The 21,489-nt window shown below is 73.1% G+C and carries 19 protein-coding genes; 11 read left to right on the top strand and 8 right to left on the bottom strand.

The window, feature by feature from the left end; all coding sequences use genetic code 11:
• From ACZ6JS_RS32430 to mug, 3 genes are all read left to right on the top strand, one after another.
• Positions 1-783, top strand: a complete 783-nt coding sequence (locus ACZ6JS_RS32430; protein ID WP_469303299.1) for an SGNH/GDSL hydrolase family protein — start codon at positions 1-3, stop codon at positions 781-783.
• A 71-nt stretch (positions 784-854) separates the two neighbouring features.
• On the top strand, positions 855-2,288 hold the full coding sequence (purB, locus tag ACZ6JS_RS32425) for an adenylosuccinate lyase (RefSeq protein WP_469303298.1): 1,434 nt from the start codon (positions 855-857) through the stop codon (positions 2,286-2,288).
• Complete coding sequence (gene mug / locus ACZ6JS_RS32420) at positions 2,285-2,830, top strand: G/U mismatch-specific DNA glycosylase (RefSeq protein ID WP_469303448.1); 546 nt, start codon at positions 2,285-2,287, stop codon at positions 2,828-2,830. Before purB ends, mug begins: the two co-directional genes overlap by 4 nt.
• A gap of 8 nt (positions 2,831-2,838) precedes the next feature.
• Here mug and ACZ6JS_RS32415 read toward each other — a convergent pair whose 3' ends face one another.
• The 4 genes from ACZ6JS_RS32415 to ACZ6JS_RS32400 are packed head-to-tail and all read right to left on the bottom strand — an operon-like array spanning position 2,839 to position 5,491.
• Entirely contained in the window at positions 2,839-3,315 is a 477-nt protein-coding gene (locus tag ACZ6JS_RS32415; protein ID WP_469303296.1) for a hypothetical protein, read from the bottom strand.
• A gap of 10 nt (positions 3,316-3,325) precedes the next feature.
• Positions 3,326-3,763 (bottom strand): hypothetical protein, encoded by a 438-nt coding sequence (locus ACZ6JS_RS32410; protein WP_469303294.1) that lies wholly within the window; start codon positions 3,761-3,763, stop codon positions 3,326-3,328.
• A 40-nt stretch (positions 3,764-3,803) separates the two neighbouring features.
• The gene (locus ACZ6JS_RS32405) at positions 3,804-4,553 is read right to left on the bottom strand and encodes an ABC transporter permease (protein ID WP_469303292.1); all 750 of its coding nucleotides are present in this window, start codon (positions 4,551-4,553) and stop codon (positions 3,804-3,806) included.
• Between the two features lie 26 nt (positions 4,554-4,579).
• On the bottom strand, positions 4,580-5,491 hold the full coding sequence (locus tag ACZ6JS_RS32400) for an ABC transporter ATP-binding protein (RefSeq protein WP_469303290.1): 912 nt from the start codon (positions 5,489-5,491) through the stop codon (positions 4,580-4,582).
• Positions 5,492-5,599: 108 nt separating this feature from the next.
• Between ACZ6JS_RS32400 and ACZ6JS_RS32395 the strand changes: the two genes are divergently transcribed.
• The 3 genes from ACZ6JS_RS32395 (at position 5,600) to ACZ6JS_RS32385 (ending at position 8,692) form a co-directional block, all read left to right on the top strand.
• Positions 5,600-6,778 carry a sensor histidine kinase gene (locus ACZ6JS_RS32395; protein ID WP_469303289.1) on the top strand — a complete coding sequence of 393 codons (1,179 nt, stop codon included), beginning with the start codon at positions 5,600-5,602 and terminating at the stop codon, positions 6,776-6,778.
• Positions 6,779-6,782: 4 nt separating this feature from the next.
• Complete coding sequence (locus ACZ6JS_RS32390) at positions 6,783-7,433, top strand: response regulator (RefSeq protein ID WP_469303287.1); 651 nt, start codon at positions 6,783-6,785, stop codon at positions 7,431-7,433.
• A gap of 101 nt (positions 7,434-7,534) precedes the next feature.
• Complete coding sequence (locus ACZ6JS_RS32385; RefSeq protein WP_469303286.1) at positions 7,535-8,692, top strand: ROK family transcriptional regulator; 1,158 nt, start codon at positions 7,535-7,537, stop codon at positions 8,690-8,692.
• Between the two features lie 116 nt (positions 8,693-8,808).
• Here ACZ6JS_RS32385 and ACZ6JS_RS32380 read toward each other — a convergent pair whose 3' ends face one another.
• The gene (locus ACZ6JS_RS32380) at positions 8,809-9,576 is read right to left on the bottom strand and encodes a GntR family transcriptional regulator (RefSeq protein ID WP_469303284.1); all 768 of its coding nucleotides are present in this window, start codon (positions 9,574-9,576) and stop codon (positions 8,809-8,811) included.
• A gap of 288 nt (positions 9,577-9,864) precedes the next feature.
• Between ACZ6JS_RS32380 and ACZ6JS_RS32375 the strand changes: the two genes are divergently transcribed.
• The 4 genes from ACZ6JS_RS32375 to ACZ6JS_RS32360 all read left to right on the top strand — a co-directional run bounded on the left by ACZ6JS_RS32375 (position 9,865) and on the right by ACZ6JS_RS32360 (position 16,006).
• Complete coding sequence (locus tag ACZ6JS_RS32375) at positions 9,865-10,737, top strand: alpha/beta fold hydrolase (RefSeq protein ID WP_469303282.1); 873 nt, start codon at positions 9,865-9,867, stop codon at positions 10,735-10,737.
• Positions 10,738-10,957: 220 nt separating this feature from the next.
• Positions 10,958-12,526: an alkaline phosphatase D family protein gene (locus tag ACZ6JS_RS32370; RefSeq protein WP_469303280.1), complete on the top strand. Its 1,569-nt coding sequence runs from the start codon at positions 10,958-10,960 to the stop codon at positions 12,524-12,526.
• Between the two features lie 112 nt (positions 12,527-12,638).
• Positions 12,639-14,066 carry a GNAT family N-acetyltransferase gene (locus ACZ6JS_RS32365; RefSeq protein WP_469303278.1) on the top strand — a complete coding sequence of 476 codons (1,428 nt, stop codon included), beginning with the start codon at positions 12,639-12,641 and terminating at the stop codon, positions 14,064-14,066.
• A gap of 236 nt (positions 14,067-14,302) precedes the next feature.
• Positions 14,303-16,006 carry a DUF885 domain-containing protein gene (locus tag ACZ6JS_RS32360; protein WP_469303276.1) on the top strand — a complete coding sequence of 568 codons (1,704 nt, stop codon included), beginning with the start codon at positions 14,303-14,305 and terminating at the stop codon, positions 16,004-16,006.
• 114 nt (positions 16,007-16,120) lie between these two features.
• Here the strand turns inward: ACZ6JS_RS32360 and ACZ6JS_RS32355 are convergent, their stop codons facing one another.
• Positions 16,121-16,633 (bottom strand): rhodanese-like domain-containing protein, encoded by a 513-nt coding sequence (locus ACZ6JS_RS32355; RefSeq protein ID WP_469303274.1) that lies wholly within the window; start codon positions 16,631-16,633, stop codon positions 16,121-16,123.
• 94 nt (positions 16,634-16,727) lie between these two features.
• Between ACZ6JS_RS32355 and ACZ6JS_RS32350 the strand changes: the two genes are divergently transcribed.
• Entirely contained in the window at positions 16,728-17,174 is a 447-nt protein-coding gene (locus ACZ6JS_RS32350; RefSeq protein WP_469303272.1) for an Lrp/AsnC family transcriptional regulator, read from the top strand.
• A gap of 118 nt (positions 17,175-17,292) precedes the next feature.
• On the opposite strand, the gene ACZ6JS_RS32345 is transcribed toward ACZ6JS_RS32350, so the two are convergent.
• Both ACZ6JS_RS32345 and ACZ6JS_RS32340 read right to left on the bottom strand, forming a co-directional pair.
• Positions 17,293-20,304 (bottom strand): AAA family ATPase, encoded by a 3,012-nt coding sequence (locus ACZ6JS_RS32345; RefSeq protein WP_469303271.1) that lies wholly within the window; start codon positions 20,302-20,304, stop codon positions 17,293-17,295.
• Complete coding sequence (locus tag ACZ6JS_RS32340) at positions 20,301-21,470, bottom strand: exonuclease SbcCD subunit D (protein ID WP_469303269.1); 1,170 nt, start codon at positions 21,468-21,470, stop codon at positions 20,301-20,303. The genes ACZ6JS_RS32345 and ACZ6JS_RS32340 overlap by 4 nt, the downstream gene beginning before the upstream one ends.
• Positions 21,471-21,489: the final 19 nt, after the last annotated feature.

The raw sequence follows: 21,489 nt of genomic DNA, 5'->3' as shown, positions 1-21,489 counted from the left end.
ATGCAGATGAATGCCTCTTACACCAGTTTCGTCGCGGTCGGCGACTCCTTCACCGAGGGCATGTCCGACCTCCTGCCGGACGGCTCCTACCGGGGCTGGGCCGACCTGCTGGCCGCCCGCCTCGCGGCGCGCGAGCCGGGCTTCCGCTACGCGAACCTCGCGGTCCGCGGAAAGCTCATCGGCCAGATCGCGCAGGACCAGGCCCCCGTGGCGGCCGCGATGGGCGCCGACGTGGTCACCCTGGTGGGCGGGCTGAACGACACCCTGCGCCCCAAGGTGGACATGGGCCAGGTCCGGGACCACCTGGAGAGGGCGGTCGAACTGCTCGCACCCTCGTGCAAGCAGCTCGTCCTGATGCGCTCCCCGGGGCGCAACGGGCCGGTGATGGAGCGCTTCCGCCCACGCATGGAGCAGCTGTTCGCCACCATCGACGAGCTCGCGGCCCGCCACGGCGCGCTGGTGGTGGACCTCTACGGCGCCCCGGTCCTCGCGGACCCCCGGATGTGGGACGTCGACCGGCTGCACCTGACGGCCGAGGGCCACCGCCGGGTGGCGGAGGCCGTCTGGCAGACCCTGGGCCTGCCCGCGGAGCTGGACTGGCGCACCGAACTGCCCGTCGCCGAGCCGCCCGGCTGGGCGGTGCGCCGGACCCAGGACCTGAGCTTCGCCCGGCAGCACCTGCTCCCCTGGATCGGCCGCCGCCTGACGGGCCGCTCGTCGGGGGACGGCCGCCCGGCCAAGCGGCCCGAGCTGCAGCCCTACGCGGACGCACCGCTCTCGTAGCAAGGCACAATCACGAGCGGTGGCCCGACCTGCGTAAACACACAGCTGCGGCCCAAGTAGAATCCCTACACGTGACTGCCAAGCCCCGCATTCCCAATGTCCTGGCCGGCCGCTACGCCTCCGCGGAGCTCGCCGTCCTGTGGTCCCCCGAGTACAAGGTGACGCTGGAGCGGCGGCTGTGGCTCGCCGTGCTGCGCGCCCAGAAGGACCTCGGTATCGAGGTCCCGGACGCGGCCCTCGCCGACTACGAGCGCGTCCTGGAAGACGTGGACCTCGCCTCCATCGCCGAACGCGAGAAGGTCACCCGGCACGACGTGAAGGCCCGGATCGAGGAGTTCAACGCCCTCGCCGGACACGAGCACGTCCACAAGGGCATGACCTCCCGCGACCTGACCGAGAACGTCGAGCAGCTCCAGATCCGCCTCTCGCTGGAGCTGGCCCGCGACCGCACGGTCGCCGTGCTCGCCCGCCTCGCCAAGCTGGCCGGCGAGCACGCCGAGCTGGTGATGGCCGGCCGCTCGCACAACGTGGCCGCGCAGGCGACCACCCTGGGCAAGCGGTTCGCGACGGCGGCCGACGAGCTTCTGGTGGCCTACGACCGCCTGGAGAACCTCCTCGAGCGTTACCCGCTGCGCGGTATCAAGGGCCCCGTCGGCACCGCCCAGGACATGCTCGACCTCCTCGGCGGCGACGTCGCCAAGCTCGCCGACCTCGAACAGCGCATCGCCGCCCACCTCGGCTTCGCGCACGCCTTCACCTCGGTCGGCCAGGTCTACCCGCGCTCCCTCGACTACGACGTGGTGACCGCCCTGGTCCAGCTGGCCGCCGCGCCGTCCTCGATCGCCAAGACGATCCGGCTGATGGCCGGCCACGAGCTGGTCACCGAGGGCTTCAAGCCCGGCCAGGTCGGTTCCTCGGCGATGCCGCACAAGATGAACACCCGCTCCTGCGAGCGCGTGAACGGCCTGATGGTCATCCTGCGGGGCTACGCCTCGATGACCGGCGAGCTGGCCGGCGACCAGTGGAACGAGGGCGACGTCTCCTGCTCCGTGGTCCGCCGCGTGGCCCTGCCGGATGCCTTCTTCGCGTTCGACGGCCTGCTGGAGACCTTCCTGACGGTCCTCGACGAGTTCGGCGCCTTCCCCGCGGTCGTCGCCCGCGAGCTGGACCGTTACCTGCCCTTCCTCGCGACCACCAAGGTCCTGATGGGCGCGGTCCGCGCGGGCGTGGGCCGCGAGGCCGCCCACGAGGTCATCAAGGAGCACGCGGTGGCCTCCGCGCTCGCCATGCGCGAGCGGGGCGCCGAGCGCAACGAGCTGCTGGACAAGCTGGCCGCCGACGAGCGGATGCCTCTGGACCGCGCCCAGCTCGACGCGCTGATGGCGGACAAGCTGTCCTTCACCGGTGCCGCGGGCGACCAGGTCGCGTCGGTCGTCTCCCGTATCGAGGCGATCGCCAAGCAGCACCCGGAGGCCGCCGGGTACGCGCCGGGGTCGATCCTCTGACCCCCGAAGAGCTGGCCGCCGCCCGCGACCGCGTCCTCCCGGACGTGGTCGCGGGCGGTCTGCGTGTGCTGTTCTGCGGCATCAACCCAGGTCTCCTCTCCGCCGCGACGGGCCACCACTTCGCCCGCCCCGGCAACCGCTTCTGGCCGGTCCTGCACCTCTCGGGCTTCACCCCGCGCCGCCTGGCTCCCGCGGAACAGGAGGAACTCCTCACCTACCGCCTCGGCATCACCAACGTCGTGGCCCGCGCAACAGCGCGCGCCGACGAGCTGAGCGCCGAGGAGTTCCGCGAGGGCGGCCGCATCCTGACGGCCAAGGTGGAACTCCTCCGGCCACAGTGGCTGGCGGTGGTGGGAGTGACCGCCTACCGCACGGCCTTCGGCGAGAAGAAGGCACAGATCGGCCCCCAGGAGCGGACCATCGGCTCCACCCGCATCTGGGCCCTCCCCAACCCCAGCGGCCTCAACGCCCACTGGACCGCCGACTCCATGGCCCAGGAATACGCCCGCCTCCGCGACGCCGCTGAATCCCCCGCCGGCTAGGACGCGGCTCAGGCGGGCCAGCAGACCTTTCCGTGCTCGACCTGGAGCACCTCGGGGACCTCGGCTTCGTGGAACCTGAGGAGTCCGATCCCGACCGCGCCGTCCCCGCGTATGTGCGTCGCGTGAGCCCTTGCGGCCAGCCAGCAGAGCAGCTCACCGATTCCGTCGAAGTCGTCAGGGTGTATCTCCTGGCGGGACATCACCGACCAGCCCGTCCGGGGAAGGTGGGCACGGCTCGCCAGCGCCGAACAGAGGACGCCCCCCACCCGCCACGCGGCGCCCCGCCCGGCCAGCAGAGGACGGGGATCGGCCTCGATCACCGGCATGTCCGAGTCGTCCAGCACCACGACCGGGAACTCGGTGACGATGGTCAGGCGCTCCGGTCGGGCTCCGGTCCCCAGATGCCAGTTCAGCTCGGCCAGTTCGGAATCGGAGATTTCGTCCCGCAGGTCCACGGCGATCATCAGCTCGTATACGTCACTCACTCCGGCAACCCTACGGCGGATCGATGACAGTGGCCCCTGCCGTCAGCAGGTAGGGGTCCTCGCCGTCCCGCTGTGTCACACAGGCCACCAGCCAGTGGTCTCCGGCCCGCCACAGGTGGACGTGGTCGGTGCTGCCGCTCAGTTCCTTCCACGGCTCCGGTATCTCCTCCCCCTCCACCACACGGTCCCTCAGCGTCCCCAGGCTGAAGACCTGCGGGTCTCCCCACCGGTCGGCCACGGCCTGCGTGAGCGCCCCGTATTCGGCGCTTATCTGGTCGGCGGCCTCGATCCGGCCCGAGCCGTCGTCGTCCCAGAAATGCCGTGTCCGGGACAGCCGCACCAGATGGAATCCCGGACCGCTGCTGCTGTCGACGGTACGGACCGGCTCCCGGGGGAACTCCTTCGCCAGGAGCCGGTCGATCGTGTCGAGGTGCTCTGCCGTGGTCATACCGTCAGTATCCCGAGCAGCACTGACAACTGGCCTGCTGTCACGCGTCCCTGCGGCGCACCGCCAGCCAGCCGCCGAACACCGCGGCCGCTGCCCAGAGGGCCATCACGCCGAGCCCGGTCCAGGGACCCAGGTCGTCCTGCGTCTGGGCGTGCAGCACCAACTGCCCGGCGCGATCCGGCAGGAACCGGGCCGCGCCTCCCGCAGCCTCGCCCACGACGAAGGACACCAGCAGGACGAAGGGTATGAGCAGGCTCAGGACGACCGTCCCGCTGCGCAGCACAGCGGTCAGCCCGGCCGCGAACAGCGCCATCAGCGTGAGGTAGAGCCCGCTGCCGACGACGGCACGGTAGGTACCCGGGTCGCCGAGCTCGAGGGCGTACTGCCCCATGAACGCCTGACCCGCGACGAAAGTGACCAGCCCGGCGGCCTGCCCCACCAGCAGGGCCAGGAGGCCCACTGTCGCGATCTTCGACAGGTAGAAGCGGGTGCGGTTCGGCACCGCTGCCAGCGACGTGCGCAGCGCCCCGTTGTGGAACTCGCAGGATATGGCGCCGGCACCGAAGACCATGGCGGCGATCTGGCCGAAGGAAACGCCGTAGTAAGCCGCGAAGAGCGGATCGTCACCCATGCTGCCGTCCTCGGACCGGCCGATGGCGGCTGCCGTCAGAGCCTGGATGCCCGCGGTGACGAGGAAGACGGCTATGAGCCCCCCGAGGGTGCCGCGCAGGGACCGTATCTTGATCCATTCCGAGTGCAGGGCGGGGGCGGTGGGCAGAGCGGCGCGCATGGCGGGGCCTCCTGGAGGTCGGGAAGTCAGTGGGTAGCGGTGAACTGCGCGTGGGCGGACGTGAGGTCGAGGTAGGCCTGCTCCAGTGAGGCGCGCTCGTCGGACAGTTCCAGCACGGGGATGCCCTCACGGGCGGCCAGGTTGCCGAGCTGCTCGGCCTGTATGCCCTCGACGGTCCATCGCCCGTCGCCCGCGTCGGCCAGATCGAAGCCGTCCCGGGCGAGAGCGGTGCGCAGCCGGCCCGGATCCGAGGTGCGCAGGCGCACCCTCCGGGTGCTGCGGGCGTCGATGAACTCCTCCATCGACGTGTCGGCCAGCAGCTTGCCGTTGCCGAGGACGACCAGGTGGTCGGCGAGTGCGGAGGTCTCGGACATGAGGTGGCTGGAGACCAGCACGGTCCGCCCTTCGGCCGCGAGCCCGCGCATCAGCTCGCGGATCCAGATGATGCCCTCGGGGTCGAGGCCGTTGGTGGGCTCGTCCAGCAGGAGCACGCCGGGATCGCCCAGCAGCGCGGCGGCTATGCCCAGGCGCTGGCGCATGCCGAGCGAGAAGGACTTGATCCGCCGCCCCGCCACGGAGGCTATTCCGGCCTGCTCCAGGACCTCGTCCACCCTGCGCGTCGGAATGCGGCCGGCGGCGGAGAGGATGCGCAGGTGGTCGCGGGCGGTACGGCCGCCGTGGGCCGACTGCGCGTCCAGGAGGGCGCCGACCCGGTGCAGTGGGTCGGGCAGGTCCAGGTAGCGCCGGCCGCCGATGGTGGCCGTGCCCGAAGTGGGCCGGTCCAGTCCCAGCAGCAGGCGCATGGTGGTCGACTTCCCCGCGCCGTTGGGGCCCAGGAAACCGGTGACCCGGCCGGGCAGGACATCGAAGGTGAGGCCGTCCACCGCGCGGTGGGTGCCGTATGCCTTGGTCAGTTCACGGATCTCGATGCTGTTCATGGCTCAAGGCTCGCCGTCGGCCCGACCCCCTTCCCTCCCCCATGCGAGGGTGCCGTCTCCCCCACGTGGGGGAGACGGCACCCAACAGGTCGCTGCCACCATGGAGCCATGTACCGACTGCTCCGGGCTCCGTTCCAACCAGTGACCTATTCACGCTGGTTGCACCTCTGCGTGCCTCTGCTGCTGTTGGCCATATGGATGTTCGTGGTGCCGGAGTGGCCGTGGGGACCGATGCTGCTCGTCCTGCCGTTCGGTCTGGTGCCCTGGGTGCGGCTGGCGGAGGGCCTCCAGGCGCAGTTCCTGCTCACGCCGTACGACCGAGGCTCCGACGACGGCGCCATAAGCCTGGCTCCTTCGGCGCACTGGGGCGACCGCTGGCGGACGGTGCTGTGGCTGGAGACGCGGATGGTCATCGCGACGGGTGCGGTGGCCGCCACCGTGTGGATGCCCGCGCTGACTGTCGAGCTCATCGCGAACGCTCTCGGGTATTCCCCGGATCCTGGGCCCCTGGCGCCGCTCATACCCGAGCGTCGCTGGGTCGCCGCGCTGCTGGCGCCCGTTCCCCTCCTCGTGCTGATGGTCGTCGTGGTCCTGCTCGGCGAGTTGGTGACCGTCATCGCCACGCGGCTGCTCAGTCCCTCCGCGGCCGAGCGGCTGAGCGCCCTGGAGGCGCGTACGGAGCAGTTGCTGGAGCGGACCCGGATCGCACGGGAGCTGCACGACTCGATCGGGCACGCGTTGACCGTCGCCGTAGTGCAGGCGGGGGCGGCGCGCGCAGCGGGTGATCCCGCTTTCACCGACCGGGCGTTGTCCGCCATCGAGGAGACAGGCCGCGCCGCGCTGGAGGACCTGGAGCGGGTGCTCGGAGTGCTGCGGGAGTCCGGACAGCCGCCGTCGCAGCGGCCGACGCTGGCGGAGGCCGACCGGCTGCTGGAGTCGGCCCGGGCCTCCGGTTCCGAGGTGGACGCGCGACTGACCGGGCCGCTGGAGAAGCTGCCGGGTCCGGTCACCCGGGAGGGGTACCGCATCCTGCAGGAGTCGCTCACCAACGTGCTGCGCCACTGCGGGCCCGTACCGGTCCGGGTGCGCGTGGAGATGGCCGTGGACCGGCTGGAGATGGAGGTGACGAACGCACTGCCCGAGCGCCCCGCCGTCATACCGGGCGGCGGCAGCGGACTGCGCGGCATACGGGAACGGGCGGCGCTGCTCGGCGGGGAGGCCGAGACAGGACCGTACGAGGGCGGCTGGAGGGTGCGCGCACGGCTTCCGCTGGAGCGAATACGCTGACGGGATGCCGGTTACCGTACTGCTCGTCGACGACGAACCCCTGGTCCGCGCGGGTCTGCGCGCCGTCCTGGACGCCCAGCCCGACATCGAGGTGGTGGGTGAGGCGGCCGACGGCGCCTCCGTGATCCCGCTCGTGCGGCAGTTGCGGCCGGACGTGGTGGCCATGGACGTGCGGATGCCGCTGCTCGACGGGATCGAGGCGACCCGCGCGGTGCTGCGCACGGTGGCCTCCCCGCCGAAGATCCTCGTGGTGACCACCTTCGAGAACGACGAGTACGTCTACCAGGCGCTGCGGGCCGGAGCGGACGGGTTCCTGCTGAAGCGGGCCAGGCCTTCCGAGATCGTGCACGCGGTACGGCTGGTGGCGGAGGGCGAGACCCTGCTCTTCCCGGCGGCAGTGCGCGCCCTGGCCGCGGAGTACGGCAACCGGCAGGCACGGGCGGTGCTGGAGCGGGCCGCGCTGACCGAGCGGGAGGAGGCGGTCCTGCGGCTCATGGCGCGGGGGCTCACCAACGTGGAGATCGCGTCCGAACTGATCATCGGCACGGAGACGGTCAAGTCCCACGTCAGTGCGATCCTGGCGAAGCTGGGGGCTCGCGACCGCACCCAGGCGGTGATCACGGCGTACGAGTCGGGCTTCGTCTCACCCGCCTGAGAGGAAGAGCCTGCCTTGGCCGATGGGGGGCTGCTTCTCGCCGCCGCACCCGACGCGCAGTACGATCCGGCTGACAAGCTCGCTAGCTGGGAGGACACACGTTGGGGCAGCTGACCGGCGGGGATCCCTCTCTGCTTCGGCGGATCAATTCCGCGGTGGTGCTCAGGGCACTGCGCACGGCCGGGTCGCCGACCCTCACCGACCTCACCCGGCTGACCGGGCTCTCCCGGCCGACCGTCGAAGGGGTCGTGGAGGGGCTGATCGGGACCGGGCTCGTCGTCGAGGCCGACGCGGAGGAGGGCGCGCGGCGGCAGGGGCGGCCGGCCAGGCGGTTCCGGTTCCGGACCGAGGCAGGGCACCTGCTCGGTATCGAGATCGGCGCGCACCGGATCGCGGTCCTGCTGTCCGGGCTGGACGGCCGCATCATCGGCGCGGGCACCAAGGAGGTCGCCGAGACGGCCTCGGCCGACGAACGGCTGGAGCGGGTGCGCGCGGCCGTCGCCGATCTCCTGCGCCGAGCCGGTGTGCCGCGCGACTCCCTGCGGGCGGTCGGCGTCGGCAGCCCCGGAATCGTGGAGGCCGACGGCACCGTACGCCTCGGCACCGCTCTGCCCGGCTGGACCGGGCTGCCGCTCGGGGACCGGTTGCGGCGCTCGTTCCGCTGCCCGGTGCAGGTGGAGAACGACGCCAACGCGGCGGCCGTCGCCGAGCACTGGAAGGGCGCCGCACGGGACACCGGGGACATGGTCTTCGTGATGGCGGGCCTCAGCCCGGGCGCGGGCTCGCTCATCGGCGGCCGGCTCCACCGGGGCTTCGGCGGGGCGGCCGGGGAGATCGGCGCGCTGCACCTGCTGGGCCGCGAGGCGACGCCCGAGCGGCTCCTGTCGACGACGGGCGAGCCGCTGCACCCGCTGGACGAGCCGGCCGTCGCCGAGGTCTTCGCGAAGGCCAAGCGGGGCGACGAGCGGGCGGTCGCCGCCGTGGAGAGGTTCCTGCAGCGCCTGGTGCACGACGTGGCGGCGCTGGTCCTGGCGATGGATCCGGAGCTGGTGGTCGTCGGCGGCTGGGCGGCCGGCCTCGACGGGGTCCTGGAACCCCTGCGCCGGGAGCTGGAGCGCTACTGCCTGCGCCCGCCGCGGGTGGCCCTGTCGCTGCTCGGCGAGGCGGCGGTGGCGACCGGCGCCCTCCGGCTCGCGCTCGACCATGTCGAGGAGGAGCTCTTCGCCGTGGAGAAGACCGTCACGGCCCGCCGCCGCTGAGGCCCCGCCCCCAGGGCTCTCGCGGCCCGGCCGCGCACCCCGGAGAGCCGATACGGCCGTGGCCCCGACCCCGCAGACGCGGGCCGGGGACACGGCCGTTGGTGGACGGTCGGGTGTCAGGAAGCGACGGGTTCGTGCGTGATCTCGACGCCGCCCGAGTCCCCGAAGGTGAGGCGGCAGGTGTCGGCGCGGTAGGTGGCCACCGAGACAGCGGCCGTGCCCGCGGCGGTGAAGTACCGCGTGGTGACCAGGAGCACCGGCGCGCCGGGCAGGCGGTCCAGTTCCTTGGCGTCGTCGGCGCGGGCGGAGCCCAGCTCCACCGAGCGGTCCTGGCCGTCGAGAACCAGCCGCTGCAGCTCGCGCAGGACGGCACGTGCGCGGGCGGGACCCGACGGGGCCTCGATGGCGGGGAGGCCGGGCACCGAGGCGGCCGGCACGTACAGGAGCTCGGCGGCGACGGCCTGACCGTTCGTCATCCTGGTGCGGCGCACGGTGTGGACCGGCTGGTCGGCGGCGAACGCCCCACCGGTGCCGAGGAGCTTCAGCACCGCTGCGGGCGGTAGGGACTCCGAGGCGTCCTGCGGCTCCCAGCCGTCGGCGGCCTCCCCGGGCCAGCCGTGCTGCGTGCTGCCCACGGCGACGCCGACGCGCGGCGGGGCGACGGTGGTGCCGACGCCGCGGCGGCGCTGCAGCCGGCCTTCGAGCTCCAGCTGCTCCAGCGCCTGACGCAGTGTCGCGCGGGCGACTCCGAAGCGGGCTGCGAGCTCACGCTCGTTGGGCAGCACCTCGCCGACGGCGAAGTCCTGGTCGAGCGCCTCGCTGAGGACGGTCTTGAGGTGCCAGTACTTCGGTTCCGGCACCGTTTCGAGCTGCGTGGTCCCCACCCTGACTCCTCCTGCCATCGCTGCACTCGCCGTGTGTTCCAGCGGCAGTTCCGCGCCTTTGTTTATTAAAGGTTCCTGCACTATCCCTGCGACGATAGGACGGTGCACCCCCTTGGTCAAGACCAATGCTCATACCTTTGCCGGGCAGATCGGGCATATGTAGCAAGCCGTTCACGGGATGTTCTCATACGCCGCAAGGGCTTGTAGTCAAGGGCTACCCGACGGTAATCATGGCGGTGGGCACTCCTGACAGCCTGTCTCGCAGCAGTCCAACCGACGAGGAGCAGCATGACCGCCACGGTCTCCTTCACGATCGATTCGCCGCTCGGACCCCGCACCACCACAGCCGCCTACGAGCGCAAGGGCGCGGGCGAACCGCTTCTCCTGCTGCACGGGATCGGTCACCACCTGCAGGCCTGGCATCCGGTGACCGACATCCTGTCCGCCGAGCACGACGTGATCGCGGTCGACCTGCCCGGCTTCGGCGCGTCGGAGCCGCTGCCCGAGGGTGTTCCGTACTCCCTGGACACCGTGGCGCACGCACTCGCAGCGCTCTGCACGGCCCTCGGTGTCGAGCGCCCGCACGTGGCGGGCAATTCCCTCGGCGGCCTGCTCGCCCTCGAAATGGGCCGGAGCAATCTCGTCCGCTCGATCACGGCACTCTCCCCCGCCGGCTTCTGGACCGAGGGCGAGCGCCGCTACGCCTTCGCCGCGCTCCTCGCCATGCGGGCGGGCGCCAGGACGCTGCCCGTCCCCGCCGTCCACCGGCTCTCGCGCAGCGCCGCCGGCCGCGCCGCGCTCACGGGGACCATCTATGCCCGCCCGTCCCGTCGTTCGCCCGAGGCCGTGGTCGCCGAGACCCTCGCCCTGCGCCATGCCACCGGATTCGAGGACACTCTGGCCGCGGGTGGTTCCGTTCGCTTCACCGACGACGTGCCGGGGCTGCCGGTCACCATCGCGTGGGGCACCCGCGACCGGCTGCTGCTGCGCCGCCAGGGCGTCCGCGCCAAGCACACCGTCCCCGGCGCGCGACTGGTCCGCCTCCCGGGGTGCGGTCACGTCCCGATGAGCGACGATCCGGCGCTCGTCGCCCGCGTGGTGCTGGACACGGCACGCAGCGCCGCCGTTCCGTCGCGTGCGTGTGCGGAACCCGTCGCGTGAGTGTGCGGGACCGGTCGCGTGAGCGTGCCGGACCGGTCGCGTGAGCGTGCCGGACCGGTCGCCTGAGCGTGCCGGACCGGTGCGGGTCAAGGGGTTGAACGTCTGAACGGATGAGCGGCTGACCGCTGTTCATCCCCGGTTCGCGTGGGCGACGCGGTCGGGCCGGTGTGCGACGGCACCCTGGTCCGACCCGTCCTCGCCGCCCCCTGGAGACGCACCGATGGCATCGACCCCACACACCCGACGGTCCCTCATCGGCAATTCCCTCGCCCTGTCCTCGGCGCTGCTCGCCGCGCCCGCGCTCGCCGCGCCCGCCTTCGCCCGCTCCGGCCGGCCGAACGCGCACTGGGGCGTCCAGTCCGGTGAGATCACCGCGCACTCGGCCACCGTGTGGACCCGGTCCGACCGCCTCGCGCGGATGTACGTCGAGACTTCCCCGAGCGAGGCGTTCCGCTACGCCGTACGCCGCCACCGCGGCCCGCTGCTCGGCCCGTCGAGCGACTTCACCGCGACCACCGTCCTGCGCGACCTCCCGCCCGGGCAGCAGGTCCACTACCGGGTCGTCCTGGCCGACCCCGACGACCCCCGCCGTACCGCCGAGCCCGTCCACGGCACCTTCCGCACCACCCCGGTCTCACGCCGACGCGACGTGCGCTTCCTGTGGTCCGGAGACCTGGCGGGCCAGGGCTGGGGCATCAACCCCGACGTCGGCGGCTACCGCGTCTTCGACGAGATGCGCCGGCGCAATCCCGACTTCTTCCTCTTCAGCGGCGACACGGTCTACGCCGACGGGCCGATCGAGTCGGCCGTACCGCAGCGCGACGGCACCGTCTGGCGCAACATCACCACCGCGGAGAAGTCGAAGGTCGCCGAGACCCTGGAGGAGTTCCGGGGGAACTTCCGCTACAACCTCCTCGACCGCAACCTCCTCGGTTTCAACGCCCAGGTCCCCGTCCTCGCCCAGTGGGACGACCACGAGGTGCGCAACAACTGGTACCCGGGGCAGCTGATCGACGACCCCCGCTACAGCGTCAAGGAGGCCGACACCCTCGCCGCCCGCGCCCGCCGCGCCTTCGGCGAGTACTTCCCGGTCACCGACCTGCGCGGCGGCCCCGCCGAGGGCCGGATGTACCGCGTGATGCGCTACGGCCCGCTCCTCGACGTCTTCGTGCTCGACATGCGCACCTACCGCAACGCCAACTCCCCCAACGACCGGTCCGAGGATCCCATCGGCATCCTCGGCCCCGAGCAGCTGGCGTGGCTCAAGCGCGAGCTCGCCCGCTCCCGGGCCACCTGGAAGGTCATCGCCGCCGACATGCCCCTGGGCATCGTCGTCCCCGACGGGGCCGCGAACTTCGAGGCCGTCGCCCAGGGCGACCCGGGCGCCCCACTGGGCCGGGAGCTGCAGATCGCCGAACTGCTGCGGCACATCAAGCACCGGCGGATCACCGGGACCCTCTGGCTCACCGCCGACGTGCACTACACCGCCGCCCACCACTACGCGCCCGAGCGGGCAGCCTTCACCGACTTCGCGCCGTTCTGGGAGTTCGTCTCCGGCCCCATCGGCGCGGGCGGCTTCCCGGCCGGCCGGCTCGACGCCACCTTCGGTCCGGAGACGGCCTTCGTCCAGTCGGCTCCCTTCGCCAACATGTCGCCGTCCGAAAACCCCCCGTACTACGGTGAGGTCGACATCGACGGCGGCAGCGGGGACCTGACCGTCCGGTTGCGCCGTCAGGGAGGGCACGTCCTCTTCACCCGGACTCTCCGGCCCGGGCGGGTGGGCCAGTAGGGCGACCTGGAAAACGCCCCGAAAGCCGGGTGAAATCGGCCAGATGGACACTTAACCAGTCGGTCACAGAGCGTTCGTGATCACGCAACACCCTTGAGCAACAGTGGTGTGCATGACTGACCGTACCCACGCCCCCGCCCAGCGTCCCCACCGCCACCACTGGCGCCGCGACGTCGTCGAACTCGCCGCACTCTTCTGCGCCGTCGCGGTCGCCGACGCCATCGCCAATCTCGTCGTACACGGCCCCAGGGGTCCGATCCTGCTGGTCGCCTCGGCCATCGCGCTGCTGGTGACCGCAGCGTTCCACACGTGGTGGGCACGGCGCCACAGCCATGCGCCGCCGCCCAGCTCAGCTCCGCCCGGCACTCCGGCACCCCCGGCGCCCGCCGCCCCCGGAAACGCCGGCGCCACCACCCTGTGGCGGATGCGTACGACCGTACGGGACCAGCCCGGCTCCCTGGCCGTCCTGTGCACCGCCCTCGCCCGCCACGGCGTGGACATCCTGACCCTCCAGACGCACCCGCTGCCCGAGGGCGGCACCGTGGACGAGTTCCTGCTGCGCGCCCCGCAGCAGCTCCCCTCCGGCGACCTCACCCGCGCCGTCTCCCGGGCCGGCGGCCACAGCACCTGGATCGAGCGCGCCGACGCCCACGACCTCGTCGACACCCCGACCCGGCTGCTGGGCCTGGCCACCCGCACCGCGTTGGACGCCGCCGAGCTCCCCCTGGCCCTGCGCCAGTTGCTCGGCCGCTGCACGATCCACTCGATCCCGGCCACCACCCTCTCCGGCCGCCCGAACGCCGGCGCGGACGCCCCGGTCGAGGGCGTGCTGGAGGCGACGGTCATGCGGCTGCGCGACCCCTCGGGCGGTGCGATCACCGTGGAGCGGCCCTATCTGCCGTTCACCCCCACCGAGTTCGCCCGGGCCCGCGCCCTCGTCGAACTCGACGCCCGGCTCGGCCCGCGCGTACCGCGCAGCCAGGACGTACTGACGCTCCCCGAGGGCAACGAGATCACCGTGCGCCGCGCCGACGGCTCCGACCTGCCCGCGGCCCGCGCCATGCACGACCGCTGCTCCGAGCGCACCCTCGGGCTGCGCTACCACGGCCCCGTCGCCGACGCCGACCGCTACCTCGGCCACCTGCTCAGCCCCCGCTTCGGCCGCACCCTCGCCGCCACCACCGCGTCCGGAAAGCTCGTAGCCCTCGGCCACCTGCTGTGGGACGGCGACGAGACCGAGATCGCCCTGCTCATCGAGGACGACTGGCAGCGCCGCGGCATCGGCTCCGAGCTGCTGCGCCGGCTCCTCGCCATGGCCGTCGAAGCCGGGTGCGACAGTGTGTACGCCGTCACCCAGGCCGCCAACACCGGCATGGTCGCCGCCATGCGCGGCCTCGGACTCCCCCTCGACTACCAGATCGAGGAGGGCACGCTGGTGATCACGGCCCGGCTGGACGCGACCGGTGTCGGCTCCCGGCCGTCCCACGGGCTCCCCCTCGGGCTGCCGCACGCCCACCAGGCTCCGCGCCGCCCGCACTGAGCGCCGGGCCGCCGCGCGGGCGCCCGCTCCGGCCGGAGCGGGCGCCCGCGTCCGGATCCGGCCAAACTCCGGACCGCGCCGTCATCGGCCGAGCTCCCTCCGGCTCGCGAAGTCGCTTGTACACAGGCCTGGTTGATCGTTGCGGACCGCGGCCGGCAGCCGTGGTCCAGCCCGTGTCAGGAGGCTGACGACAATCGGTGATGACGGGAGGACGCATCACATACGAAGATGGCCGCATGTCAGAGACCCTCCACACCGGCAGCGCCCCCCGGCTGCCCCGCCAGGTGGCCGACGATTACGTCGACGGCCTCATCGCCCTCGACCCGATCACCGGCACCTACCTGGGTGTAGCCGAGAGCTCCGCCAAGCTCCCCGACTTCTCCCCGGCGGGCCGCGCGGCCGTCGCCGAGCTCTCCCGTGAGACCCTCGCCCGCCTCGACGCCGCCGAAGCGCTGCCCGGCGCCGACAGCGACGCCGAGCGGCGCTGCGGCCGACTCCTGCGCGAACGCCTCACCGCCGAGCTCGCGGTCCACGAGGCCGACGAGGACCTGCGCGCGGTCAGCAACATCCACAGCCCGGTTCACTCGGTCCGCGAGGTCTTCTCCCTGACCCCTGCCGACACCGACGAGGACTGGGCGGCCATCGCCGAGCGGCTGCGCGCCGTCCCGACCGCCTTCGCCGGCTACCGCGAGACGCTGCAGCTCGGCCTGGAGCGCGGCCTGTACGGCGGCCCGCGCGCCACCGGGACGATGATCGGCCAGTTGACCACCTGGGCGGGCCAGGACGGCACCGCCGCGCCCTTCTTCAAGGACTTCGCCTCCGGCGGCCCGCAGGCCCTGCGCGGCGAGCTGGACGAGGCGGCCGCCGGCGCCACCGCCGCCGTCGTCGAACTGCGCGACTGGATGACCGCGGTGTACGCCCCGGCCGTCGAGGGCCGGCCCGACACGGTGGGCCGCGAGCGCTACGCCCGCTGGTCGCGGTACTTCAACGGCACGGACCTGGACCTGGACGAGGCGTACGCCTACGGCTGGTCGGAGTACCACCGGCTGCTCGCCGAGATGAAGACCGAGGCGGGCAAGATCCTCCCGGGCGCGGGCCCCTGGGAGGCGCTGCGGCACCTGGACGAGCACGGCACCCACATCGAGGGGGTGGAAGAGGTCCAGGCCTGGTTGCAGGGCCTGATGGACGAGGCCATCGAGAACCTCGACGGCACGCACTTCGAACTGGCAGAGCGCGTCCGCAGGGTGGAATCCCGGATCGCCCCTCCGGGCGGCCCCGCGGCCCCGTACTACACCTCCCCGTCGGAGGACTTCTCCCGGCCCGGCCGCACCTGGCTGCCGACCATGGGGCAGACCCGCTTCCCGGTCTACGACCTGGTGTCCACCTGGTACCACGAGGGCGTGCCCGGCCACCACCTGCAGCTCGCGCAGTGGACGCACGTGGCGGACCAGCTCTCCCGCTACCAGGCCACGGTCGGCTGGGTCAGCGCCAACTGCGAGGGCTGGGCCCTGTACGCGGAGCGCCTGATGGACGAACTGGGCTACCTCAAGGACGCCGAGCAGCGCCTGGGCTACCTGGACTGCCAGATGATGCGGGCGGCGCGGGTCATCGTCGACATCGGCATGCACCTGGGCCTGGAGATCCCGGCCGACTCGCCGTTCCACCCGGGCGAGACGTGGACCGTGGACCTCGCGCAGGAGTTCTTCGGCCTGCACAGCGGCCGGCCGGCGGAGTTCGTGGAGAGCGAGCTGACCCGCTACCTGTCGATGCCGGGCCAGGCGATCGGCTACAAGCTGGGCGAGCGCACCTGGCTGCTGGGCCGGGACAACGCACGTGCCGCGCACGGCGATTCCTTCGACCTGAAGGCCTGGCACATGGCGGCGCTGTCGCAGGGGTCGCTGGGGCTGGACGACCTGCTGGACGAGCTGTCGAAGCTCTGACGGCACCGCGCGGCACGGCCGCCGGGCGTACGCCGGATGCCGGATGCCGGATGCCGGGGGACGTACGGGCAGCTCACTCCCTCAGAAGTGAGCGGCCCGTACGCGTGCGGGGCGTCAGCAGCCGCAGTCGTCCGATTCGGTCGGCGCGGTCAGCGGGTCGGCCGCGCCGCGCCGCTGCGTGCCCTGCCAGGTCTCGACCTCGAAGCCCTCGCGGATCCAGTACTCGATGCCGCCGAGCATCTCCTTGACCTGGAAGCCGAGTTCGGCCAGGGCGAGGGCGGAGCGGGTGCCGCCGTTGCAGCCGGGGCCCCAGCAGTACGTCACCACGGGGAGGCTCTTGTCCAGGAGACGCTCGGCCTGCTCGGGGATGAGGGCGGTGGGCAGGTGGATCGCACCGGGCACGTGCGCCTGGTCCCACGAGGGCGTGGAGCGGGAGTCGACGAGCTGGAAGCCGAGCTCGGCGCCCGACTCGCGGTGGGCCGTGAAGGCGCTCGCGACGTCAGAGACATCCGCGTGGAAGGCCAGGCTCGCGGCGAAGTACGCGGCGGCCGCGGCCGGGGAGGCCGGGGGCACGCGGAGCACGGGGTTGGTGGCGGCGGGTGCGGAAGCGTTCTGCGTCGTCGTCATGGCCAGGAATCTACGATCTGTTGATCATCCCAGGAAGTGGGTTTCCCCGGCCTTTTCCTTGTCTCGCCGGGGAATCCCCTGCTAGACCTGCCACATGACCGACTATTGCCCTGACGCGACCGACTGGCGGATCCTCGAGGCGCTTCAGCGGGACGGCCGCGCCAGTTTCACCGAGCTCGCCCGCTGCGTGTCCATGTCCGCGAGCGCCGTCACCGAGCGGGTCCGCCGGCTGGAGGAGGCCGGTGTGATCACCGGCTACACGGCCGTCGTGGACCCGGAGAAGCTCGGCAAGTCCATCCTCGCGCTGGTGCGGCTGCGCTATCCGCACGGCAACTACAAGCCGTTCCACGACTTCCTGGAGGCCACCCCGGAGATCCTGGAGGCCCATCACGTCACGGGCGACGACTGCTTCGTCCTCAAGGTCGCGACCCGCTCGATGGGGCACCTGGAGGAGGTCACCGGCCGGATATCGGGACTCGGCTCCGTGACGACGAGCATCGTCTACTCCTCGCCGCTGCCCCGCCGCCCCCTCAGCCCCTGACCCCGCCCCGGCCCACGCAGCCTGCCAGGGCCCGTGCGTCCTGCCCGGGCCCGTGCGTCCTGCCCGGGCCCGTGCGTCGTGCCCGGGCCCCCTCCACGCGTGAGCCCGTCGGGCCCGCTCAGTCCGTGAGCGCCGCCGTGCGGTGGCGCACCACCGATCCGCCGCGCTGCTTGACGATCTCCAGCTGCGCCTGGACCCGGGTGCGCAGGTCCGCGACATGGCTGACGATGCCGACGCTGCGGTCCCGCTCTCGCAGTGAGTCCAGGACGTCGAGCACCTCGTCCAGCGCCTGGTCGTCGAGGCTGCCGAAGCCCTCGTCGATGAACAGGGTGTCGAGGCGGGTGCCGCCGGCCTCGTCGGTGACCACGTCGGCGAGACCCAGTGCGAGGGCGAGCGACGCGAAGAAGGTCTCGCCGCCGGACAGGGTGGCGGTGTCCCGCTCGCTGCCGGTCCACGCGTCGACCACGTGCAGCCCGAGGCCGGAACGCCCGCGTCCGCCCGCTCGCGCGTCGGAGTGGACCAGGGTGTAGCGGCCGCCGGACATGCGCAGCAGCCGTACCGTCGCGGCGGCGGCCACCTGCTCCAGGCGGGCGGCCAGCACGTAGGCCTCCAGCCGCATCTTGCGCTCGTTGTCGGCGGAGGTGCCCGCGGTCAGTCCGGCCAGCCGGGCCACCCGGTCGTAGGCCTCGCGCAGCGGGCCGAGCGCGCGCAGCTCCTGCTCCATCTGCCGGGAGAGCCGGTCCAGCTCGGTGCAGCGCACCCGGGCCGCGTCACAGGCGGAGCCCGCCGCACGCAGCTTCGCCGCGGCTCGGCCCGCATACGCCTCGGCCGCGTCCGGTGCGGCCGGAGGCTGTGCCGCCGCTTCTGCGGTGCCGCTCTCGCCGAGGCGGTCCGCCAGGAGGGCCTCCTCCGCCTGCCAGGTGTCCAACCTGTGCTGGAGCGCGGTGCGTTCGTATTCGGGGAGGACGGCGCCGGCGGCGGCCTCGACGGTGTCGAAGCCGGCCTTGAAGGCGGCGTCGGCGAGCTGGTCGTCGGCCTCCTTCAGCCGGGCGGCCGCCGTCTCGGCCCGGCGCAGGCAGGCCGCGGCCGAGGCGACCATCCGGACCCGGTCCTCCAAGGTCCGGGCGCGGGCGGCGACGGTGGGCGCGTCGCGCCGTACGAGGGCGAGTTCGGCCTCCAGTGAGGCCTGTTCCCGGTCCAGGGCCTCGCGGCGGGAGGCCCGGGCGGCGGCCCGGGTCTCGGCGTCCAGCCGGTCGGCGCTGCGCGCGGCGTGCTCGCGTTCGGCACGGGCGAGCTGCTCGCGGGCGGCGTGCAGGCCGGCGGCCGCGGCGTGGGCGGCGGCGTGCCGGGCGCTCAGGTCCGCGGTGAGGTCGAGGAGTTCGGCTGTGGTGGCGTCCCCGGCCGCGGCAGCGGCCTCGGCGCGTGCCTCCCGGGCGGCGGCGAGCCGGCGTTCGACGGCGGAACGGGCCTGCTCGGCCTGTTCGAAGGCGGCGTGGGCGGCGTCCTCGGCGGCGCGGTCCACGTGGCCGGGTGCGGGACGGGCCGGAGCGGGGTGCTCCGCGGATCCGCACACCGTGCAGGCCTCCCCGGCCACGAGTGCCTCGGCAAGCTCGGCGGCGATTCCGCGCAGCCGGGCCTCCTTCAGCTCCAGCCAGCTTTCGCGCGCGGCGGCCGACTCCTCGCGCAGGTCGCGCAGTTCGCTTTCGGCGCGTTCGGCCTCGGCGGCGAACTCGTCCCGCCTGCGGGCGGCGTTGAGGCTCATCCGGGCCGGTTCCAGCCGGCCGGCGAGCTGTTCGGCGAGGGTGGCGGCCTGCTGGGCGGCGTCCGCCCGTTCCTGGAGGGCGGTGCGGGTCTCGTCCCAGCGCGCCAGCCACTCGGCGGACTCCTGGTGCTGTTCCTCGGCGGCCCGCGACTCCCGTTCCAGGTCGGCCCGTTCGCGGCCGATCTCGGCGCTGCGCTGCTCGGCGCGGTGGGCAGCGCCGAGCGCGCCGAGCTCCTCGCGCAGCCGCTGCTCGACGGTGGCCAGCTGTTCGGCGCCCGCCTCCCGCAGCGGGGGCGGCAGTTCCGCCCGCGCCGCCGTCTCGGCGTGCGCCGCGGCGAGGTGCGCCGAGGAGGCCGCGCCACGCAGCTCCAGGGCGGGCGCCACCATGGCTCCGCGCCGGGCCCCGTCCAGCAGGGCGCGCACACGCGCCCGCTCGGGCTCCGCTTCGGCGAGCAGCGCGGCCCGGCGGGCGGTCTCCGCGTGCCGGCGCTGGAGCCGGTCCAGCTCGCGCGCGTCCTCGGCGGCCCGCCGGGCGGCGGCGTAGCGGCCTTCGACGGCGGCCAGCGCGTATTCGGCGACGTCCAGCCTTTCCCGGGCCGAGCAGCGGGCGACGGCCGCCCAGGCGCGGACCGCTCCGGCCAGCCCGGGGTCTCCCGGCTGGTGTCCGGGCAGCGGCCAGGCCCGCAGGTCGGCGCTGTCCCCAGCGGCCTGGGCAAGTCGCTGGGCGGTGTGGAGCACCTTCTCGTCGCCGGCCCGGACCCTGGCCTCGGCGGCCCGGCGCCGCTCCCCGAGCAGGGTCTCGACGGCCGCGAACCGGCGGGTGTCGAAGAGCCGGCCGAGGAGTCGGCCGCGGGCCGCCTCGTCGGCGCGCAGGAACCGTGCGAACTCCCCCTGCGGCAACAGCACGACCTGGCAGAACTGCTCGCGGCTCATGCCGAGCAGTTGCTCGATCTCCTCGCCGATCTCCTGGTGGGAGCGGCTGAGCGGCTCCCAGCCCTCGCCGGTGTGCTCGCGCAGCCAGCTCTGCGCCTTGTCCTTGGTGGTGCCCGTACCGCGCTTCTTGGGGCGCTCCTGCTCGGGGCGGCGGGTGATCTCCAGGCGGCGGCCGCCCGCGGTGAGTTCGAGGGTGACCTCGGTCGGGGTGCCGGCGGCGGCGTGGTCGCTGCGCAGGCTGGTGCCGGGGGCCTGGCGGGCGCCTGGCACGGAACCGTAGAGGGCGTAGCAGACGGCGTCGAGGACGGAGGTCTTCCCCGCGCCCGTGGGGCCGTGCAGCAGGAAGATCCCGGCGCCGGACAGGGCGTCGAAGTCGATCTCCTGGGGGTCGGCGAACGGCCCGAAGGCGGTGACGGCCAGCCGGTGCAGCCTCATCGGTGGGTCTCCCGGCGGCTGTCGTCGGCGCGGACGTCGTCGAAGGCGCCTTGGAGGACAGCCCGTTCGGCCTCGTCCGGGTGGCCGCCGCCGCGCACGTGGGCGACGAAGTCCTCGGCGATCTGCTGGTCGGTGCGGCCGCGCAGCCGCTGGGCGTAGGAGGCTCCGGTCTCCTCCCGGCGGCCCTCGGGGTCGAAGGCCAGGGTGAGGGTGTGCGGGAAGCGGGCGGCGAGGCGGGCCATGGGGTCCTCGGGGCGGACCGGGTCGGTGAGGGTGGCCTCCACCCACGCGTCCTCGTGCACGGCGTACGCGGGGTCGGCGAGCAGGTCGTCGATACGTCCGCGCAGCCTCGCGAGGGCACGCGGTACGGGGGTGTCGACGCGCTCGGCGGTGACGACCTCTCCCCGTGCGCCCAGTTCGATCAGCCACATGGTCTTGCGGTGGTCCGCCTCGGAGAAGGAGTAGGCAAGCGGGGAACCGGAGTAGCGGACACGTTCGTTGATCGTCTGGCAGCCGTGGAGGTGGCCGAGGGCGGCGTAGTCCACCCCGTCGAATACGGAGGCGGGCACGGCCTCGACGCCGCCGACGCTGATGTCGCGCTCGCTGTCGCTGGCCTGCCCGCCGGTGACGAAGGCGTGCGCCAGGACGACGGAGCGGGTGCCGGGCGGTCGGGTGGCGAGGTCGGCCCGGATCCGGTCCATGGCTGCGCCGAGGACCGCCTCGTGGCTGACCTTCCGTGTGCTGAACTCGTCCTTGACCAGGGCCGGCTCCAGGTACGGCAGCCCGTACAACGCCACGTCACCGTGTACGTCGGCCAGTACGACGGGGTCGGCGCAGCCGGCCGGGTCGGTCCGCAGGTGGATTCCCGCGCGGCCGATCAGCCCGGCCCCGACCCCGAGGCGGCGCGCGGAGTCGTGGTTGCCGGAGATCATGACCGTGGGCACCCCGAGCTCGGCGAGCCGGTGCAGGGCCCGGTCGTACAGTTCGACGGCGGGCAGCGGGGGCACCGCACGGTCGTAGACGTCGCCGGCGACCAGGACGGCGTCGACCTCGTGCGTGCGGACCGTCTCGACGAGGTGGTCCACGAAGGCGGCCTGGGCACCGAGCAGGTTCACCCGGTGGAAGGCCCGGCCGAGGTGCCAGTCGGAGGTGTGCAGGAACTTCACTCGCCGGCCCCGCCGCACA

It is taken from the genome of Streptomyces sp. NPDC046349, from assembly GCF_055587885.1.
Note: the sequence above shows the minus strand (reverse complement) of the source record. Positions and strands in the feature narration are given on the sequence as shown.

What these genes read in the sequence shown, in the direction of transcription:
- ACZ6JS_RS32430 (WP_469303299.1), top strand. Translation starts at nt 1, where the DNA reads ATGCAGATGAATGCCTCTTACACCAGTTTCGTCGCGGTCGGCGACTCC.
- ACZ6JS_RS32410 (WP_469303294.1), bottom strand. Translation starts at nt 3,763, where the DNA reads ATGACCACGGCAGAGCACCTCGACACGATCGACCGGCTCCTGGCGAAG.
- ACZ6JS_RS32405 (WP_469303292.1), bottom strand. Translation starts at nt 4,553, where the DNA reads ATGCGCGCCGCTCTGCCCACCGCCCCCGCCCTGCACTCGGAATGGATC.
- ACZ6JS_RS32400 (WP_469303290.1), bottom strand. Translation starts at nt 5,491, where the DNA reads ATGAACAGCATCGAGATCCGTGAACTGACCAAGGCATACGGCACCCAC.
- ACZ6JS_RS32395 (WP_469303289.1), top strand. Translation starts at nt 5,600, where the DNA reads ATGTACCGACTGCTCCGGGCTCCGTTCCAACCAGTGACCTATTCACGC.
- ACZ6JS_RS32390 (WP_469303287.1), top strand. Translation starts at nt 6,783, where the DNA reads ATGCCGGTTACCGTACTGCTCGTCGACGACGAACCCCTGGTCCGCGCG.
- ACZ6JS_RS32375 (WP_469303282.1), top strand. Translation starts at nt 9,865, where the DNA reads ATGACCGCCACGGTCTCCTTCACGATCGATTCGCCGCTCGGACCCCGC.
- ACZ6JS_RS32370 (WP_469303280.1), top strand. Translation starts at nt 10,958, where the DNA reads ATGGCATCGACCCCACACACCCGACGGTCCCTCATCGGCAATTCCCTC.
- ACZ6JS_RS32365 (WP_469303278.1), top strand. Translation starts at nt 12,639, where the DNA reads ATGACTGACCGTACCCACGCCCCCGCCCAGCGTCCCCACCGCCACCAC.
- ACZ6JS_RS32360 (WP_469303276.1), top strand. Translation starts at nt 14,303, where the DNA reads ATGTCAGAGACCCTCCACACCGGCAGCGCCCCCCGGCTGCCCCGCCAG.
- ACZ6JS_RS32355 (WP_469303274.1), bottom strand. Translation starts at nt 16,633, where the DNA reads ATGACGACGACGCAGAACGCTTCCGCACCCGCCGCCACCAACCCCGTG.
- ACZ6JS_RS32350 (WP_469303272.1), top strand. Translation starts at nt 16,728, where the DNA reads ATGACCGACTATTGCCCTGACGCGACCGACTGGCGGATCCTCGAGGCG.
- ACZ6JS_RS32345 (WP_469303271.1), bottom strand. Translation starts at nt 20,304, where the DNA reads ATGAGGCTGCACCGGCTGGCCGTCACCGCCTTCGGGCCGTTCGCCGAC.